This is a genomic window from Corynebacterium stationis, assembly GCF_001941345.1.
Lineage (GTDB): Bacteria > Actinomycetota > Actinomycetes > Mycobacteriales > Mycobacteriaceae > Corynebacterium > Corynebacterium stationis.
On sequence record NZ_CP009251.1, the window covers coordinates 2,687,267 to 2,704,621 of the forward strand.

Genomic DNA, 17,355 nt, shown 5'->3' on the forward strand with positions numbered 1-17,355 from the left:
CTGGCCGAAGTATGGCAATTGCCAAAAGCAATTTCTACATGTGATCTACACGTGCAAGTCTTTATCCTGAATGCCCTTAGGCACCATGAGGACGCCGATGAGCGAAATGAGCGAGATGGCCACGCTGTAGGTAGCAATCGCCATAGAGGTGTTGAAGGTGGTGTAGAGGATTTCTGCGATCATTGGTGCGAAGGCGCCGCCGATGATGGAGCCGATCGCGTAGCCGATAGAGACGCCAGACAGTCGGACCTTGACGGGGAACATCTCGGCGAAAAGCGCACACATTGGGCCGTATGTCGGACCCAATAGGGCGCCGGTGACGATGACTGCGAGGTAGAACATCGCGATGGAGCCGGTGTCAACGAGCATCCACATCGGGACACACCAGATGGCGAGTGCGATATAACCGATGATGAAGGTGCGCTTGCGGCCGACGCGGTCGGATAGCTTACCGAAGTACAGTGTTGAAGCAAGCCAGAACGCGGAGGCTACCAGCGATGCGCCGAGCACATCGGTGCGCTCATAACCCACGTACTTGGTGCCGTAGGCGAGGAAATAGGCGATGACAAAGTAGCCAATCGCGTTGTTTGCGGCGAAGATCAATGCGCACTTTAAGACGGTAGCCCAGTGGCTCTTGAACAAAACTGCCAGGGGTGCGGACGAGTCCTTCTTGAGCTCCTGCATTTCCTCAAACGCTGGAGATTCTTCCACCGCGCGGCGGATGAAGTAGCCCAATGCAATCAGGACGATAGAGGACAAGAATGGAATCCGCCAGCCCCAGGCGAGGAATTGCTCAGTGCTCAAGATGGCGGAGAGCACCAGCATGAAGATGGTGGCCAGTGCCATGCCCATGGGTACGCCGATTTGTGGGAAGGACCCGAAGAATCCGCGACGACCGTTCGGAGCGTGCTCGACGGTCAACAGCGCCGCACCGCCCCACTCGCCGCCGGCGGACATACCCTGCAAGATGCGCAAAAGCACCAGCAAGATTGGAGCGGCTAGACCGATCGCGTGGTAAGTCGGTAACAGGCCCATGAGCGTAGTGGCTGCGCCCATGCCCAACAAGGTGATAACCAGGACAGGTTTGCGTCCCATACGGTCACCGAGGTGCCCCGCCAAAATCGCGCCGAGTGGCCTAAAGAGGAAAGAAATACCCAGCGACGCCCACGATATGATCTGCGCGAGCGAAGGATTCTCGTTGCTCACAGGGTCAAAGAACTGCGCAGCGAAAATCAGCCCGGCTGCTTGGGCGTAGATAAAGAAGTCAAACCACTCGATGGTGGTTCCGACCATGGAGCCTGCGAGCACGCGCTTGTGTTCAGCGGTCATGCCCGCGGCTGGTTGTGGGTTATAAGTTGTAGAAGCAGTCATGTCCTACAAACCTCCGGGAAATCGGCGACGATAGGCGTCGGGGTTTAAGGTATCGGGGGGTTAGAGCTTTAGTGGTCATCTTTAGGGCGGTTGTCAACGAGGCGCTTGGCTTTGCCGTCGCCGCTATTGACCTGGTCTTGGACAAGTACTTCGACGGTGACGCCGATGCGTTGCTTGATTTGCTTGCCCAGCCAATCGGTGGAATCTTCCACGTCCTTTTCGGTGGCTTGCGGGTCGCGCTCCACCAACAAGGTGAGGTGGTCCATGCGGCCCTTCTTCGAGAGCACGCACTGATAGCGCGGGCGCAAGCGGTGGTCTTCGGTGATGATCTCTTCGAACTGGGACGGGAAGCAGTTCACGCCGCGCAAGATGATCATGTCGTCATTGCGTGCGGTGATGCGGTCCAAGCGGCGCATGGAACGCGCGGTGCCTGGCAAAATGCGGGTGAGATCGTGGGTGCGGTAGCGAATTATCGGCAGCGCTTCTTTGGTCAAGGTGGTGATGACAAGCTCACCATATTCACCATCAGGAAGCGGCTCGAGAGTTTCTGGGTGCACGATTTCTGGGTAGAAGTGGTCTTCCCATACGGTCAGACCATCTTTGGTCTCCACGCATTCTTGAGCTACGCCAGGGCCCATGACCTCGGAAAGACCGTAAATGTCAGTGGCGTCAATTCCGAATCCTTCTTCAAGTTCGTGGCGCATGCCTTCAGACCACGGCTCAGCACCGAAGACGCCTACGCGCAGTGAAGTTTCGCGCGGGTCCATGCCTTCTTTTTTCATGCGGTCCAACAGTGTCAGCATGTAGGACGGGGTGCCCAAGATGGCATCTGGTTTAAAATCCTGCATGAGCTGGATTTGACGCTCGGTCTGCCCGCCGGAGGTCGGAATGGCGGTGGCTCCAAGTTCTTCAACGCCATAGTGCGCACCGAGGCCACCGGTAAAGAGACCATAGCCGAAGGTCACCTGGACCTTATCGGATGGCCGCAGACCACCAGCGCGGAAGGAACGCGCTACCAATTCTGACCAGATCTTGATGTCGTTGTGGGTGTACCCCACCACGGTGGGACGACCCGTAGTGCCAGACGAGGCGTGGATGCGCGCAATTTGGTGCTGTTTAACTGCAAACATGCCAAAGGGATATTCGGCGCGCAGGGTGGATTTATCAGTGAACGGAAACTTAGCCATATCGGAAAGTTCATTGAAGTCGTCTGGGTGCACGCCGATTTCGTCAAATTTCCGGCGGTAGTGTGGCACGTTGTAGTACGCGTGGCGCAATTTGTTCTTCGCGCGCTGGGTTTGCAGCGCGATGATTTCATCACGGGATGCGTACTCAATGCCCATCTGTGGGCCGTGATTGTCAGAAAAGATGTCAAAAATGGCGGTCAAGGTATTGCCTTTCTCATCGGGAAAGTCTGGGGGTCCACACCCTTAAACCAGGTTTCCCACTGGCTGTGCAGAGATCTAAATGTCATCCGAACTTGCCACCACAGCGCGATCTTCAGGGTTTCGCAACATTGGAAGAAGTCGCAGACTCTGACCAGATGTCCGCGCGCGCAGCGCCTTGCGTGGCAAAAATTCACTTACTGACTTACCAATCGGTCAGGTAAATCATGGTTGAAGCGTACCAACTCTGCGTGTTACTTGCAACACAATTAAAAATCTTTTTTAACCACATCGCAAATACAGCGAAATCCCCCGAGAGCAAATCCACGCAAAAACTAGCGTTGTGCAGCACCGTTAAAGAGCAACACGACCGCATGGCGGGCAATCTCATCGGGTGAGAGACGCCCACCCGTCTCATACCATTCAATAACTGAGTTGACGGTGCCGAACATCAAACGCGTGAGCACGCCGGTATCCAGATCAGAGCGAATCTCCCCAGAAGCCTGCGCGGCATTGATAAGCGGAATCACGCGGCGAGTAAATTCCCGTCGTCGCTGCAGGGCGCGCATTTCCAACTCGGAATTACCCCGCAGACGCAGCAATAAAGTCACCGATTCCTGGTCAGCACACAGCACCTCAATGGAGCCATAAATCAGTGCCCGTACCTTCTCACCTGGCGAAGCAGCACTTGCCTCCGCCTTATCCACCACCCCATCGAGCGCATCCTGGGCGCGGGTCACCGCATACTTCAAAATCTCTTCCTTGGAAGAAATATGGTGATACAGCGCAGACTTAGAAATCCCCAGCACGCTGGCAACATGGCCCATGCTTGTTGCCTCATAGCCACGCTGGTTAAATTCACGCACCGCGGCATCGATGACATCATCACGGGAATAGCCGGGGCGCCCGCGGTTGGGAGAGGGAGTAACTTTCACTGGTGGGTTCACGTCTTACATTCAAGCAAAGAAACCTCACTTCAGATAGCCCCCGCCCCACAGATGTGCTGATAAGCGCTGTCCACAGCGTTAAAGAAACCGAACGGACAGTCAGCATGTACACTTTCGACCACCACACCCTTTAAACCTCTAGTTTCCGCATGGCTGCGCAGAATTTCCCGCACAAGGAGCACAGCATGCGCAAGATTTTGGCACCCGGCGTCGCCGAAGAAGAGCAATTCGCCCACGTCCGCACCATGTTCGCCGACGACCTCGCTACCGCGAATCTCGGCATCACCATCACATCTTTATCCCTCGGCCGCTGCGAGGGCACTTTTACCATCACCCCGGAAATGTGCAACGGGCACCTCACCGCCCAGGGCGGGTTTCTATTTACCTTTGCCGATTCACTTTTCGCCGGGGCGTGCAATTCCCCCGGCAAAGTCGCCGTGGCCGTGCACAATTCCATCCACTACATCGCCCCTGCCTTTAACGGCGATGAAATCCGCGGTACGGCAGAAATCAAACAGCACTGGGGCCGCAACGGCATCGTAGATGTTCAGCTCACCAAAGAAGGCCAGCCCATCGCCGAATTCCGTGGCACTTTCCGGCAACTTCCCAGCAAGCCAGAGGCCCGCAAGTAGCTCGTCCTGCACTAAATCCACGTCAAATCTTCGCTAAAGATTGACGTGGATCACATTTGGCCATATACTGACCAACCAGTCAGTAAGTAATGAACTTTTCACAGGAAGGTTGCCACCATGACAGCCACGACTCGCTCCCTGAGCTCGGTTGGCGAAGACGACGCCGCCGGACAAAAGCTTTTCGACGAACTCATCGCCGCCGACTCCCGCATCGAACCTACCGACTGGATGCCAGCGGCCTACCGCAAGACCCTGGTGCGTCAGGTGTCCCAGCACGCACACTCCGAAATCATCGGTATGCAGCCGGAAGCCAACTGGATTACCCGCGCACCATCGCTTAAGCGCAAGTCCATTTTGATGGCGAAAGTTCAAGACGAAGCCGGCCACGGCCTCTACCTGTATTCCGCGGCAGAAACCCTGGGCACCTCACGTGATGAGATGGTGCAACAGCTTCTCGATGGCACCGCCAAGTACTCCTCCATCTTCAACTACCCGGCGCGCACCTGGGCTGATATCGGCGCAATCGGCTGGCTGGTTGATGGTGCTGCGATTGTTAACCAGGTTCCACTGTGCCGCGCTTCTTATGCTCCTTATGGCCGCGCGATGGTGCGCATCTGTAAGGAAGAGTCCTTCCACCAGCGTCAGGGCTGGGAGATCCTCTACGAATTGGCGCACGGCACCGAGGCACAGAAGCAGATGGCACAAGAAGCCATTAACCGTTTCTACGGCCCGGCACTGCAGATGTTCGGCCCACCAGATACAGATTCCCCGAACTCCCAGCAGTCCATGGAATGGAATATCAAGCGCTTCTCCAATGACGATCTGCGCCAGCGCTTCGTCGACATGATTGTTCCGCAGGCAGAGGCATTGGGCTTGCACTTTGAAGACCCAGACCTGAAGTGGAATGAAGAACGCGGCCACTACGACTTTGGCGAGCTGGACTGGGATGAGTTCAAGCAAGTCATCAAGGGCGAAGGCCCATGCAGCGTGCAGCGTATGCAGCGCCGCCGCCAGGCACATGAAGACGGCGCCTGGGTTCGTGAGGCTGCTGCTGAATTTGCCAAGAAGTACCACGGCGCCGAATCCGCACTCTCGGCCTAATCCCCTGATATTTAAGGAGTCACCCCATGACTGAAAACCAATGGCCAATGTGGGAGGTCTTTGTTCGTTCCTCCCGCGGTCTGTCACACGTTCACGCTGGTTCTTTGCACGCGCCTGATGCCACGATGGCATTGCGCAATGGCCGCGATTTGTACACCCGCCGCAATGAGGGCAGCTCCGTATGGGTCGTGCCATCTGAAGCGATTTCTTCCACCGACCCAGATTCCAAAGGCGGCTTCTTCGAATCCGCAAAGGGCAAGGCTTACCGCCACGCTACTTACTACAACAAGAGCGAAGGAGTGCCACACCTATGAGTGGATTCGCTGCAGCAGATTCCGCAACCACCCAATCTTTGGGTAATGCAATCTCTACTGAAGATATTCGTAACTCCGGTATCAAGGCTGATGACCAGGTCGCGCAGTATGCCGCCATGCTTGGCGATGACGCCCTGATCCTCGCCCAACGCCTCGGCTGGTGGATTTCACGCGCCCCAGAGATGGAAGAAGATATCGCGCTCGGCAATATCGCACTCGACCTAATTGGGCACACGCGCTTTTTCTACACCTACGCGGCCAGCGCGTGGGATAAGACCGAAGATGACCTGGCGTATTTCCGCACCGAAGAAGAGTTCCGCTCAGCACGTTTGGTGGAGCAGGAAAATGGCGACTTCGGACAAACCATCGCTAGGCAACTGCTCTTCTCGCACTACCAGTACGCGCTGTATAGCAAGCTGCAGGACTCTGCTGATGAGACCATCGCTGCGATTGCTGCGAAGGCAATTAAGGAAGTGGAATACCACGTTGACCACTCCAACCAGTGGATGCTGCGCCTAGGTCTTGGTACTGAGGAATCACACCGCCGCATCTCCGCTGGCATCTACTACATGTGGCCTTACCTGGAAGAACTTTTCGAGGACCTGGAACTACACAAAGAGTTGGCCGCAAAAGACATCGCCGTCTTGCCGTCAACCCTGCGTGATGAAGCACTTGGACGCATCACCGAAGTGCTGGAGAAGTCCAACGTAGAAATCCCCCAGGTCAAACCCGCGCGATCGAGTCAGCGCACCGGACGCTTTTCTGAACAACGCGGCTATATCTTGGCCGAAATGCAATCGCTGGCACGCCAGCACCCTGGCGCAACCTGGTAGAAGGAGGCTTTAGCCATGTCTGCCGCAACATCCCCGCACCCTTTTGATAAACCCACCGTTAGCCCTTCTGACCACCCGCTTCGTCCTGTCAATGAGCAGGATGCTGCGGTGTGGGATATTGCAGCACGGGTTCCGGATCCAGAAATCCCGGTTATCTCCATTGCTGACTTAGGCATCCTGCGCGACGCGAAGCTCGTTGGTGACAAAGCCATAGTTACCATCACGCCCACCTATTCAGGTTGCCCCGCAATGGATCACATCACCGCCGATGTCACCGATGCCTTAAAGGCCGCCGGCTTTGACCAAGTCACTGTTGATCTGGTGCTGCAACCAGCGTGGACCACGGACTGGATGACCGAAGAGGGCCGGGAGAACTTGCGCGAATATGGCATTGCACCTCCTACCGGCAAGGCTGCGAAAAGTGGCCCGATTCCTTTAACACTTGCTGCGCCGACACCGATTGCGTGCCCGCGCTGTGGGTCTAAAAATACTTCTAAACTCGCCCAATTTGGTTCGACTTCTTGCAAGGCGCTGTACAGCTGCCGCGACTGCTTTGAACCTTTCGATTACTTCAAGGTGCACTAATGACTGCTTCGCTGAAAAAGAAAAAGGCCACGTTCAACACGTTGACGGTCTCCAAGGTTCGTCCGCTTACCGATAATGCGGTGGAAGTCTCCTTCGATATCCCCGAAGAACTTCAGGATGACTATGACTACATCCCCGGCCAGTACGTTGCACTGCGCGCGATGATTGATGGCCAGGAACACCGCCGTTCCTACTCCATCTGTGATGTACCGCGTCCTGGGCGTTTGCGCGTTGCTATCAAGCGCGACCGTGGCGGTATTTTCTCCACCTGGGCCAATGACACTCTAGAAGCGGGCACGCAGATTGACGTGATGAACCCGCAGGGCGCGTTCGTGTCCAAGACCCACCTCACGGGCTTGAACAACCCTGAGGTCATCCGCGAGGAAATCTCCAAGATTGATAATCCACACCTGGTGGCAATCGCCGCGGGTTCTGGCATCACGCCGATCATGGCGATTGCGCAGACCGTCCTCGCCGAAAGCGATGACAGCACCTTCGAGTTGATCTTTGCCAACAAGGGCGGCAGCGAAGTCATGTTCGCCGAGGAAATCGGTGACCTCAAGGACAAGTACCCAACCCGCTTTGCTGTGCATCACGTGCTCTCACGCGAACAGCGTGTGAACCCATTGTTCTCCGGTCGCATTGACTCGGAAAAACTGCAGCTTCTGCTCGATAATGTCATTCGTACCGAAGCCATCGATGAGTGGTTCTTGTGCGGTCCTTTTGAACTCGTCCAGCTCGTCCGCGATGAACTTAATGGCCGCAAGGTCGATGAACAGGCCGTGCGCTATGAGCTCTTTACCACGGGCAAGCCCACTGGCAGCCAGCAGCAAACTGGCCGCCACGTGGAAGCAGATCCCGATGGCAAGAATGTGGAAATCACCTTCAACCTCGATGGTTTATCCGGCAAGGTGGAATCTCCTGAATCCGCCAATGAAACTCTTCTCAACGCCACGCTGCGAGCGCGTCCCGATGTTCCTTTCGCCTGCGCGGGCGGCGTGTGCGGCACCTGCCGCGCCAAGCTGGTCGAAGGCGAAGTAGAGATGGCCGAGAACTTCGCTTTGGAAAAGGATGAGATTGAAAAGGGCTACATCCTCACCTGCCAGTCCCGTCCAAAGACCGCCTCAATCAAGCTTGACTTTGATGCTTAAGGCGGCGGCACATGATTGACTTATTATTCAACGAGGACCGCACGGTTGCCGAGGTCGTGCTCAATAATCCTAAGGCCATGAACTCCCTGGCACCTGAGGATCTCACCGAGCTATCGCAGGCGTACACCGAGGCCGAACAAGCCAGCGTTCGCGCGCTTCTTCTGCGTGGGGAAGGCCGCGGTTTTAGTGCCGGGCGCAACATCAAGGGCTTGGATCCACGTGATGATGACGCAACCGACTACTTGGCCAACAAGGTCACCCCGGTGCTCAAGCAGATGTCGCAGTTTCCTGCCCCCACCTTCGCTGCAGTCCATGGTGTCTGCCTCGGCGTCGGGCTCGGCTTGGCCATTGCCACAGATATTGTCTACGTCGCCGAAGACGCAAAGTTCGGCTCACCGTTTGCGAATCTCGGCGCGACGCTGGATTCAGGTGGGCACGCGCTTTTCGTCGAAAGGCTCGGCGCACACCGCGCGATGGATCTGATTGTCACCGGCGACATGATTTCCGGCGCCGAAGCCGTCCAAGCCGGGTTGTTCTCACGCGCAGTGCCTGCCGATGACCTCCTGGAATTCACCCGCGAAAAAGTTGAACGCGCAGCTCGCGGCGCAACGCAGGCTTTTGTGGCCTCAAAGAAACTCATCGCCGATATCCGCGACTCCAAGACTGGGCTGTGGGACTCGGTCCACGATGAGAACTTTGCCCAAGGCGCGCTGTGTTCATCCGAGGACTACCTCGAAGGCTTCGCCGCTTTTAATGAAAAGCGCGCCCCCGTCTTTAAAGGTATTTAGACCAGCCAGAACGACTTAATAGTTCCTAGTTAAATACAAGCAAGAAGGACAAGCATGACTGATTCAAGTGCATACCTGGTGTCAGGTTTTAGAACCCCGGTGGGAAAGTACGGCGGCGCGCTGTCATCGGTACGCCCCGATGACCTGATGGCGCTGACTATTCAAAAGACCGTCGAAGAAGCAGGACTCGATCCCGCGGCCGTGGATGAAGTCATCATCGGCAATGCCAATGGCGCGGGTGAAGAAAACCGCAACGTCGCGCGCTTGGCTTGGCTGCTCGCTGGTTATCCGGATACCGTGCCGGGTATTACCGTCAACCGCCTGTGCGCCTCCGGTATGTCGGCAATTGCGCTCGCCACCGCCATGGTCGAGTCCGGTCAGGCGGATATCGTACTGGCCGGCGGCGTGGAATCTATGTCGCGCGCACCATGGGTCATGGAAAAACCCACAACGGCTTTCGCGCGTCCCGGCGAGGTTTTTGACACCTCCATCGGCTGGCGTTTTGTGAACAAGAAGTTCACCGGCATGGACAAGATGACCTATTCCATGCCCGAGACCGCCGAGGAAGTCGCCAAGGTCTTTAACATCAGCCGCGAAGATGCCGATGCTTTCGCAGCCCGCTCCCATGAGCGCGCACTCGCTGCGATTGCAGATGGAAAATTCGACGCTGAAATCGTGCCGGTGGAGGTCAAAGACCGCAAGGGCAATGTCACCATCGTTGATACCGATGAAGGCCCACGCCCAGGTTCCACGCCAGAGGTGCTGTCCAAACTACGCCCGGTGACCAGGCTTGGCGATGTCACCACCGCCGGCAATTCTTCCTCACTTAACGATGGCGCCTCCGCGGTCATTGTGGCCTCGCAAAAAGGCATCGAAAAGCTAGGGCTAAAACCCCGTGCCCGCGTGGTGGCGAATGCCGCACGTGGTCTACAACCGGAGATCATGGGAATGGGTCCAGTGCTGGCAACGCGGGAGATTCTCAGCCGCACGGGCTGGGACCTCAATGAAGTAGATGCAGTAGAGCTCAACGAAGCCTTCGCAACACAATCTTTGGCATGTATCCGTGAGCTGGGCCTGGATGAAAACAAGACCAATACGTGGGGTGGTGCGATTGCACTGGGCCATCCATTGGGTTCCTCCGGCTCGCGCATCACACTGACGCTGCTCAACCGACTAGAAACCGAAGGTGGCACCCGCGGGATTGCCACCATGTGCATTGGCGTCGGCCAGGGCACGGCGATTGCGATTGAGAGGGTCTAATGACTGATATTCACACTGCCACCAAGGACTTCTCGGCGCTGCAAGTCACCGAGGAAGACGGTTATATTATCGCGCGGATGAACCGGCCCGAAGTCCGCAACGCGATCGATGAAACCATGGTGGAGGAATTCCACACATTGTGTGGAATCCTCGAGCGTGACCCGCAGATTCTAGTAGTTACCGGCTGCGTTGCGGAAACCTCCAAGGGCCCACGCGGGATTTTCGCATCTGGCGCAGATATCGCGCAGTTGCGGGAGCGCCGCCGCGAGGATGCACTGCGCGGGATTAATTCGGGCGTGTTTCACCGGATAGCGAAGTTGCCTTCACCAGTCATTGCAGCCATCGACGGCTTTGCTTTGGGTGGCGGCTTGGAACTCGCACTGGCAGCAGATTTCCGGCTTGCCACGCCCGGCGCGAAATTCGGCCAACCAGAGGCGAACCTCGGCATCATCGCTGGTGCAGGCGCGCTGTGGCGGTTGAAAGAAGCCGTGGGCAACCCACTGGCAAAAGAGATTCTGCTGACCGGACGCGTACTCACCGGCGAGGAAGCCGCGCAGTCACATCTGGTCAACGAACTTTTTGAACCAGAAGAACTCGAGAACGGCGCCCGCGAATGGGCGAAGAAGATTGCCGCACTCGATCCGCTGGCGGTGCGGCTGTCCAAGCAGCTTTTCGATATGCCCGTGGAAGCGCATCCTGCAATAGACAATATCGCGCAGGCGGTGCTCTTTGAATCCGAAGCAAAATTTGACCGTATGCAGGCATTTTTAGACCGCAAGAAGAAGTAAGAATCAGAAGAGTTTAAGGAGACGGAACATGGCTCTACCGGAAAAGGTTGGGGTGCTCGGCGGCGGCCGCATGGGCGCGGGCATTGCGCACGCCTTTTTGGCCGCTGGCGCGGATGTGAAAGTCGTCGACATCAACGATGACGCGGTTGCGGCCGCGAAAGCCCGCGTGGAAAAGGCGATTCAAGGTTCCATCGACCGCGGTGCCGAAGGCACCTTCGAATCCTGGGCAGAACGTCTGACGCTATCTACGGACACTGCAGAGTTCGCTGGTTTCGACCTCGTGGTCGAAGCGGTTCCAGAGTCAATGGAGCTCAAGACCACGGCGTTTAGCAATATCGCAAAGGCCGCACCAGAGGCGGTTATCGCGACCAATACCTCCTCACTGTCGGTCTCACAGCTGGCAGATACCGTGGCTAATGATGTGATCGGCCTGCACTTCTTCAACCCAGTGCCAGCCTCGAAGCTGGTGGAAGTCGTCATCGCGAAATCTACTCCGGAAACTTTGGTGGAGACCGCGAAAGGCTGGGTTGAAGACCTAGGCAAGACGGCAGTGGTGGTTAAAGATGCACCAGGCTTTGCATCGTCACGCTTGGGCGTTGCCATCGCCTTAGAAGCCATCCGCATGGTGGAAGAAGGCGTGGCATCCGCACGCGATATCGATAATGCGATGGTGCTGGGCTACAAGTTCCCCATCGGTCCGCTGGAGCTGACCGATATTGTCGGCCTCGATGTCCGCCTAGGAATCGCCGAGTACCTTGAGTCCACCCTAGGTGAGCGCTTTGCTCCGCCGCAGCTGATGCGGGACATGGTCGCCCGCGGCGAGCTCGGCCGCAAGTCCGGCAAGGGGTTCTATGACTATTCCGAAACCTCTTAAACGCTGTTATTGAGAAAAATCTACGATTTCTTCTCAATAACAGCGTTGGTGATACGCGCCGTGCATAAACGGCGGCCGGATTCATCAACAATGACAACTTCATGACTGGTCAGGCTGCGGCCTAAGTGCAATGCGGTGGCAGTAGCGGTGACCATCCCGGCATAGCCGGAAGCGTGATGGGTGGCGTTGATATCCACGCCCACGGCCACCTTTCCCAAGGTAGAGGCGTGAATAACGGCCGCCCAGCTTCCAACTGCTTCAGCCAAACACGCCATGGCCCCGCCGTGGAGCAGACCGAGGGATTGCCGGTTGCCATCGATAGGCATGGTGGCAACAACCTTGGTGGCTGATTGCTCAAGTACCTTCACACCCATCTTTTCATCGAGCTCTCCCAGCTCAATCGTCCACGGCTCATACTTTTGCATTCTTCTTCTCTCTTCTTTTTCTTCGTAGTATTTTTAGAAAGGCAACCATGACTACCTCCCTTATCGATACCATCGTCCCCAGCTTTTTATCTGGAAAGTGGCTTACACCGGACAATCCAACGCGTATCACTGAGGTTGCTGACCCGTCGACGGGGGAGATTGTCGCGCGCGTTTCCGCGGAAGGTTTAGATATTGCCGCTGCGGTTAATTATGCCCGCGATATCGGCCGTAAGAACCTGCAAGAGCTAACCATTCATGAGCGTTCTTTGAAGATTAAAGAACTGGCCATCTTCTTACAGGACCATCGCGATGAGCTTAACGCATTGGCGCATAAGACGGGCGCGAATAAGCGCGATAATTTTGTTGACGTCGATGGCGGCATTTCCACCATGTTCACCATTTCGTCGAAGGGCCGCCGTGAGATGCCGAATGCGCACGTGGTCACCGATGGCGAGCCAGAGGTCTTTTCCAAGGACGGATCTTTCATCGGCCGGCATATCTACACCACCATTCCGGGTATTGCGGTGCAGATTAACGCCTTCAACTTCCCGGTGTGGGGCATGTTGGAGAAGTTCGCGCCGTCGTTTATTGCGGGCGTGCCGAGCATCGTCAAGCCTGCTACGCCGACTGGTTTTGTCACCCAGGCCCTGGTGCGTTTGATGCTGGAGTCAGGAATTTTGCCGGATGGTTCGCTGCAGCTGATTTCTGGTTCCGCACGCGACTTGCTTGACCACTTGGATTTCCGCGACCACGTGGCCTTTACCGGTTCGGCGCAGACGGCGAATACCCTGCGCGCGCACGAGAATGTGCTGGAAGGCGGGATTCAGTTCTCCGCGGAGGCAGACTCCCTCAATGCTGCAATTTTGGGCACCGATGTCACCGAAGATGCCCCGGAGTTTGAGGCCTACACCAAGGCTGTGTTCAATGAGATGACCTCGAAGGCTGGGCAAAAGTGTACTGCGATTCGCCGCGCGATTGTGCCACATAACCTGGTGGAGCCATTCATCGCAGCGTTATCGCAGCGTCTGGAGTCCAAGGTTGTGCCCGGCGATCCGCGCGACGAAAATGCCACGATGGGGCCGTTGGTCTCTATCGAGCAGCGTGACGATGTGGCATCGGCAGTGCAAAAGCTTATCGATGCCGGCGGCGAGGTCGTCTACGGCGGCGCCGACAAGCTCGAGGGCGCATTCTTCGCGCCGACCATCCTGCGTTTCGATGACGCCGAGGCGGAAGCCGTGCACTCAACCGAAGCCTTCGGCCCGGTCATCTCTGTCATCGGCTACAACGAGCCGACTGAGGCAGTCGAACTCGCCGCCAAGGGTGCTGGCTCCTTGGTGGCTTCTGTTATTACTCACGATGATGAACTCGCCGCACTGTATGGCCGCGGTATTGCTGCCTACCACGGCCGCGTGCACTTTCTAGACCGCGTGGATGCGAAGACTTCCACCGGCCACGGCTCCCCGCTGCCACACCTGGTCCACGGCGGCCCAGGTCGTGCAGGCGGTGGTGAGGAGCTCGGCGGTATCCGCGGCATCTTGCACTACATGCAGCGCACCGCGATTCAGGGCAGTCCGGACCACCTGACTGCTGTGATTGGCCAGTGGCACCGCGGCGCGGCAGTCAACCGCGTGACCCGTCAGGATGTCATCAACGGCACCGGTGTGCATCCTTTCCGCAAGGACCTGGCAACGCTCAAGATTGGCGACCAGTTCGCCTCTGACCTGCGCAAGGTCACCCTTGAGGAAATCCTGGCTTTTGCGAAAGAAACCGGCGATACCTTCTACGCGCACACCGATGAAGAAGCCGCCATGGCCAACCCCTTCTTCCCACGACGTGTGGCACACGGTTACCTGCTGGTCTCTTGGGCCGCTGGTTTATTCGTCGAACCTGCTCCAGGTCCAGTCCTTGCCAACTACGGCCTGGAAAACCTGCGCTTTATCGAGCCAGTAACCTATGACGATTCCATACGCATCGAGCTCACCGCCAAGCGAATTACCCCGCGCGTCACCGATGACTACGGCGAAGTCTGCTGGGACGCCGCCCTCTACAACCAAGATGATGTTCTCGTCGCATCCTACGACGTACTGACCTTGGTGGAAAAGGTGGACACCATCTACGCGCAGAAGTAATGCAGAAGTGCCGCTGCTAGCCATTTCCGTACAGTGGTGACATGGAAGAGAGAAAACTGTCATCACTGTTTTTCGGAAATGTTGTCCTCGAATCCGGGCTCATGGGCACGCCCGTCCGCATCTATTCGGAAGACATGCGCTCTTATTCTTTCCGCCCTGATTCTCAAACCACGCTTTCGGTTCCGCTCGACGAATTGAAAGGACCTCTGCACGCAATGACAACTGGAATGCGCGGAAATACCGGACAACCCAAGTGAACTGACTTACATTTAACTCCAATATTGCTACACAACACACTATTGGAGGTCGTTCATGGCTGGGCAGAATTTTAATTTCATCATTGCGGGTGCGGGTTCATCGGGAAATGTCATTGCGCGCAGGCTTATCGATGCCGGCAAGACCGTCGCCATTATCGAAGCCGGTCCCTTTGACACCAACCCGGATATCACCAAGGTTTATGACCTGGGAAAGTTGTGGCACAGCGAGCAAGACTGGGACTACCGCACTTTGCCGCAGGCGCACGCGAACAATCGCGAACTACACATTCCACGCGGTAAGGTCATGGGCGGCTCCCATGCCCTAAACGCCACCATCTGGGTGCGCGGGGCAAAAGAAGACTATGACACCTGGGCATATCTTGGCTGTGACGGCTGGTCTTGGGATGAGGTGCTGCCAGCTTTCAAGACTATTGAAAACTATCCTCAAGGTGACCCAGAAACCCGCGGGCACGATGGCCTTCTGGATGTCCGCAGCGACTATGAAACCAATCCGCTGCAAGACGCCATGTTGGAAGCCGGGCAACAAGCCGGCATTCCCTTGAATGAAGACTACAACTCCGGCAACCCCGAAGGCATCGGCCGGATTCAGGCGAATGTCAAAGAAGGCAATCGCTTCAACACCTGGCACGCATACCTCAAGCCAGCTGCAGATCATGACAACCTCACCATCATCACCGACGCCAAGGTCCAACGCGTAATTGTGGACGGTGACACTGTCACGGGCGTGGAAATAAGGGGTGAGAGTGGCATCGATAAGCTTTATGCGAAAGAAACCATCCTCTGCGCTGGCGCTTTGAACTCTCCCGAAATTCTTCTGCGCTCTGGCATTGGTCCTGCTGAAGAACTGCAAGCTCTGGGCGTGACCGTGACACATGATTTACCTGGTGTGGGCAAGAATCTGCACGACCATATTCTCTCCCCCGTTATTTTTGAAGCCACCGAAAAGGAAATCCCAGCCTCTGCTGTCCTGCCCGCCGAAGTACACGTATTTACCAAGTCTGCTCCGGATAAGGCCGTGCCGGATACCCAGCCGTTGTATTTTTCTGTCCCGATGTACAACGAGGACATGGAAGGCCCCTCCAATGCCTTTACGCTGATGGGCGGACTGGTGCGTCCGGCCTCCCGCGGCGAGCTAACCCTGACTGGTCCGGAAGATGATGACCCGATTGCACTCGACCTGGGAGTACTCAGCGTGCAATCCGATATGGATGCGCTGGTAGCATCCGTCAAAGAATCCCGCGAAGTCGGCCGCCAAGAAGCCCTTGCCGAATGGGGTCCCGTGGAAATCTACCCCGGCGCAGATGTTTCCGACGATGACTTAGAAGATTACGTGCGCAGCAGCGTAGTGACCTATCACCACCAAGTTGGCACCTGCAAGATGGGCACCGATGCCCTTGCCGTGGTCTCGCCACATACCCTGCGCGTTTACGGTCTGCAGGGCTTACGCGTTGCCGATGCTTCCATCATGCCGCTGGTTCCATCTGGCAACACCAATGCCCCGACCATCATGATTGCTGAACGCGCCGCGAAGTTCATCCTCGATGATGTGAACTAGCCCGTTTCTCACGCGCTGATGACACAAGCTGTGCCCATCCGGCAGCCCAAGAATGTGGCGGTACATCAATACACTGCGATGACATAGGCGAAACTCATCAAATCCCCCGTGATGACGAACAGGCTTTAGACTGTTAATCATGATGGACAACGAATACACGGCGGTGGGTTTCACTTATGATTCCTTCGATGACTTGATGTATGACCTCATGGATGAGACCGGCGGTAAAGGCCTCACCGTTCCCGGTTTTGAAGGTGTAGTGGTCTATCAAGATCCAACCGGCCCGCGGATGTCTGCTTTTAAAGATGAGGATGGGTGGCGGACTAATCCCGGGTTCTTAACCGATACCCCGATTGATGCCACCGCGTACCGCGTGGGGGATTTCATCGCGCATGTCGCTATACGCCGCGCCGATAACGGTGAGGTTTTCAACAATGTCATTGCCGCGAGCGATGAATTCTTCGCCCTGCCTCCAGGCAATCCAGCTGGGGGTCAAAGTATTCGCACTCCGCAAGGCGCGTTGAGCGCCTGGGCAAAAGAGTATGAGCTTTTCGATGACGCCGCCACCTGGGCTGCATCCGACAACGCCTTTACCTCCCAAGACGCCGACGGTAACCAGCAGACCACCCCGAATATGCTGTTTAGTCCCTCCGCAGAGAAATTCCACCAGGATTTTAGCCCGCGTGATTTGAGTCCTTATGCCAAGCTCGTGGGCGAGATTGCTGAGATCAAAAAGCGCACGAATCAGCTGACCAAGCAGACTTTCCTCATCGCCACCATCAATTATCCTGCCGGCGATCTACCAGTCCTCTTCCCCGGTGATACACAGGTTAAGGCCGGTAATGTCTTCGATGGCACCGTCTTTTTATCCTTCGGTGCAGGGTTTTGGGCTAACCGCGATCAGAATTAGCCATGGATAGACAAAAATGAGGCTCGGGA

Annotated in this window: 18 protein-coding genes; 14 read left to right on the forward strand and 4 right to left on the reverse strand. The window is 56.4% G+C overall.

Annotation, left to right across the window (positions count from 1 at the left end; genetic code table 11):
• Positions 1-45 precede the first annotated feature (45 nt).
• From CSTAT_RS12470 to CSTAT_RS12480, 3 genes are all read right to left on the reverse strand, one after another.
• Positions 46-1,371 (reverse strand): MFS transporter, encoded by a 1,326-nt coding sequence (locus tag CSTAT_RS12470; RefSeq protein ID WP_075723668.1) that lies wholly within the window; start codon positions 1,369-1,371, stop codon positions 46-48.
• Positions 1,372-1,439: 68 nt separating this feature from the next.
• Positions 1,440-2,714, reverse strand: a complete 1,275-nt coding sequence (locus CSTAT_RS12475; RefSeq protein WP_419186568.1) for an AMP-binding protein — start codon at positions 2,712-2,714, stop codon at positions 1,440-1,442.
• A 377-nt stretch (positions 2,715-3,091) separates the two neighbouring features.
• Positions 3,092-3,703, reverse strand: a complete 612-nt coding sequence (locus tag CSTAT_RS12480) for a TetR/AcrR family transcriptional regulator (protein WP_075723670.1) — start codon at positions 3,701-3,703, stop codon at positions 3,092-3,094.
• Between the two features lie 185 nt (positions 3,704-3,888).
• Between CSTAT_RS12480 and paaI the strand changes: the two genes are divergently transcribed.
• The 10 genes from paaI (at position 3,889) to CSTAT_RS12530 (ending at position 12,029) form a co-directional block, all read left to right on the forward strand.
• Positions 3,889-4,335 carry a hydroxyphenylacetyl-CoA thioesterase PaaI gene (gene paaI, locus CSTAT_RS12485; protein ID WP_066841171.1) on the forward strand — a complete coding sequence of 149 codons (447 nt, stop codon included), beginning with the start codon at positions 3,889-3,891 and terminating at the stop codon, positions 4,333-4,335.
• A gap of 117 nt (positions 4,336-4,452) precedes the next feature.
• Positions 4,453-5,436: a 1,2-phenylacetyl-CoA epoxidase subunit PaaA gene (gene paaA / locus CSTAT_RS12490; protein ID WP_066797009.1), complete on the forward strand. Its 984-nt coding sequence runs from the start codon at positions 4,453-4,455 to the stop codon at positions 5,434-5,436.
• A gap of 26 nt (positions 5,437-5,462) precedes the next feature.
• Positions 5,463-5,750, forward strand: coding sequence for a 1,2-phenylacetyl-CoA epoxidase subunit PaaB (gene paaB / locus CSTAT_RS12495; protein ID WP_006822194.1), 288 nt, complete (start codon positions 5,463-5,465; stop codon positions 5,748-5,750).
• Positions 5,747-6,583 (forward strand): 1,2-phenylacetyl-CoA epoxidase subunit PaaC, encoded by an 837-nt coding sequence (gene paaC / locus CSTAT_RS12500; protein WP_066797011.1) that lies wholly within the window; start codon positions 5,747-5,749, stop codon positions 6,581-6,583. The genes paaB and paaC overlap by 4 nt, the downstream gene beginning before the upstream one ends.
• Positions 6,584-6,598: 15 nt before the next feature.
• Complete coding sequence (paaD, locus tag CSTAT_RS12505) at positions 6,599-7,168, forward strand: 1,2-phenylacetyl-CoA epoxidase subunit PaaD (protein ID WP_075723671.1); 570 nt, start codon at positions 6,599-6,601, stop codon at positions 7,166-7,168.
• Positions 7,168-8,319: a 1,2-phenylacetyl-CoA epoxidase subunit PaaE gene (gene paaE, locus CSTAT_RS12510; RefSeq protein ID WP_075723672.1), complete on the forward strand. Its 1,152-nt coding sequence runs from the start codon at positions 7,168-7,170 to the stop codon at positions 8,317-8,319. Before paaD ends, paaE begins: the two co-directional genes overlap by 1 nt.
• 11 nt (positions 8,320-8,330) lie before the next feature.
• Positions 8,331-9,107 carry an enoyl-CoA hydratase/isomerase family protein gene (locus tag CSTAT_RS12515; protein WP_075723673.1) on the forward strand — a complete coding sequence of 259 codons (777 nt, stop codon included), beginning with the start codon at positions 8,331-8,333 and terminating at the stop codon, positions 9,105-9,107.
• Between the two features lie 54 nt (positions 9,108-9,161).
• Positions 9,162-10,367, forward strand: a complete 1,206-nt coding sequence (locus CSTAT_RS12520; protein ID WP_066797033.1) for a thiolase family protein — start codon at positions 9,162-9,164, stop codon at positions 10,365-10,367.
• Entirely contained in the window at positions 10,367-11,155 is a 789-nt protein-coding gene (locus tag CSTAT_RS12525; RefSeq protein ID WP_066797036.1) for an enoyl-CoA hydratase/isomerase family protein, read from the forward strand. The genes CSTAT_RS12520 and CSTAT_RS12525 overlap by 1 nt, the downstream gene beginning before the upstream one ends.
• Positions 11,156-11,183: 28 nt before the next feature.
• Positions 11,184-12,029 carry a 3-hydroxyacyl-CoA dehydrogenase family protein gene (locus CSTAT_RS12530; protein WP_075723674.1) on the forward strand — a complete coding sequence of 282 codons (846 nt, stop codon included), beginning with the start codon at positions 11,184-11,186 and terminating at the stop codon, positions 12,027-12,029.
• Positions 12,030-12,049: 20 nt separating this feature from the next.
• Here CSTAT_RS12530 and CSTAT_RS12535 read toward each other — a convergent pair whose 3' ends face one another.
• Entirely contained in the window at positions 12,050-12,454 is a 405-nt protein-coding gene (locus CSTAT_RS12535; protein WP_066797041.1) for a PaaI family thioesterase, read from the reverse strand.
• A gap of 47 nt (positions 12,455-12,501) precedes the next feature.
• Here CSTAT_RS12535 and paaZ point away from each other — a divergent pair, with 47 nt between their 5' ends.
• The 4 genes from paaZ (at position 12,502) to CSTAT_RS12555 (ending at position 17,326) form a co-directional block, all read left to right on the forward strand.
• Positions 12,502-14,583, forward strand: a complete 2,082-nt coding sequence (paaZ, locus tag CSTAT_RS12540; RefSeq protein WP_075723675.1) for a phenylacetic acid degradation bifunctional protein PaaZ — start codon at positions 12,502-12,504, stop codon at positions 14,581-14,583.
• 41 nt (positions 14,584-14,624) lie between these two features.
• Positions 14,625-14,840 (forward strand): hypothetical protein, encoded by a 216-nt coding sequence (locus CSTAT_RS12545; protein WP_075723676.1) that lies wholly within the window; start codon positions 14,625-14,627, stop codon positions 14,838-14,840.
• A 55-nt stretch (positions 14,841-14,895) separates the two neighbouring features.
• Positions 14,896-16,416, forward strand: a complete 1,521-nt coding sequence (locus CSTAT_RS12550) for a GMC family oxidoreductase (protein ID WP_075723677.1) — start codon at positions 14,896-14,898, stop codon at positions 16,414-16,416.
• Positions 16,417-16,555: 139 nt separating this feature from the next.
• Entirely contained in the window at positions 16,556-17,326 is a 771-nt protein-coding gene (locus CSTAT_RS12555; protein WP_075723678.1) for a hypothetical protein, read from the forward strand.
• Positions 17,327-17,355: the final 29 nt, after the last annotated feature.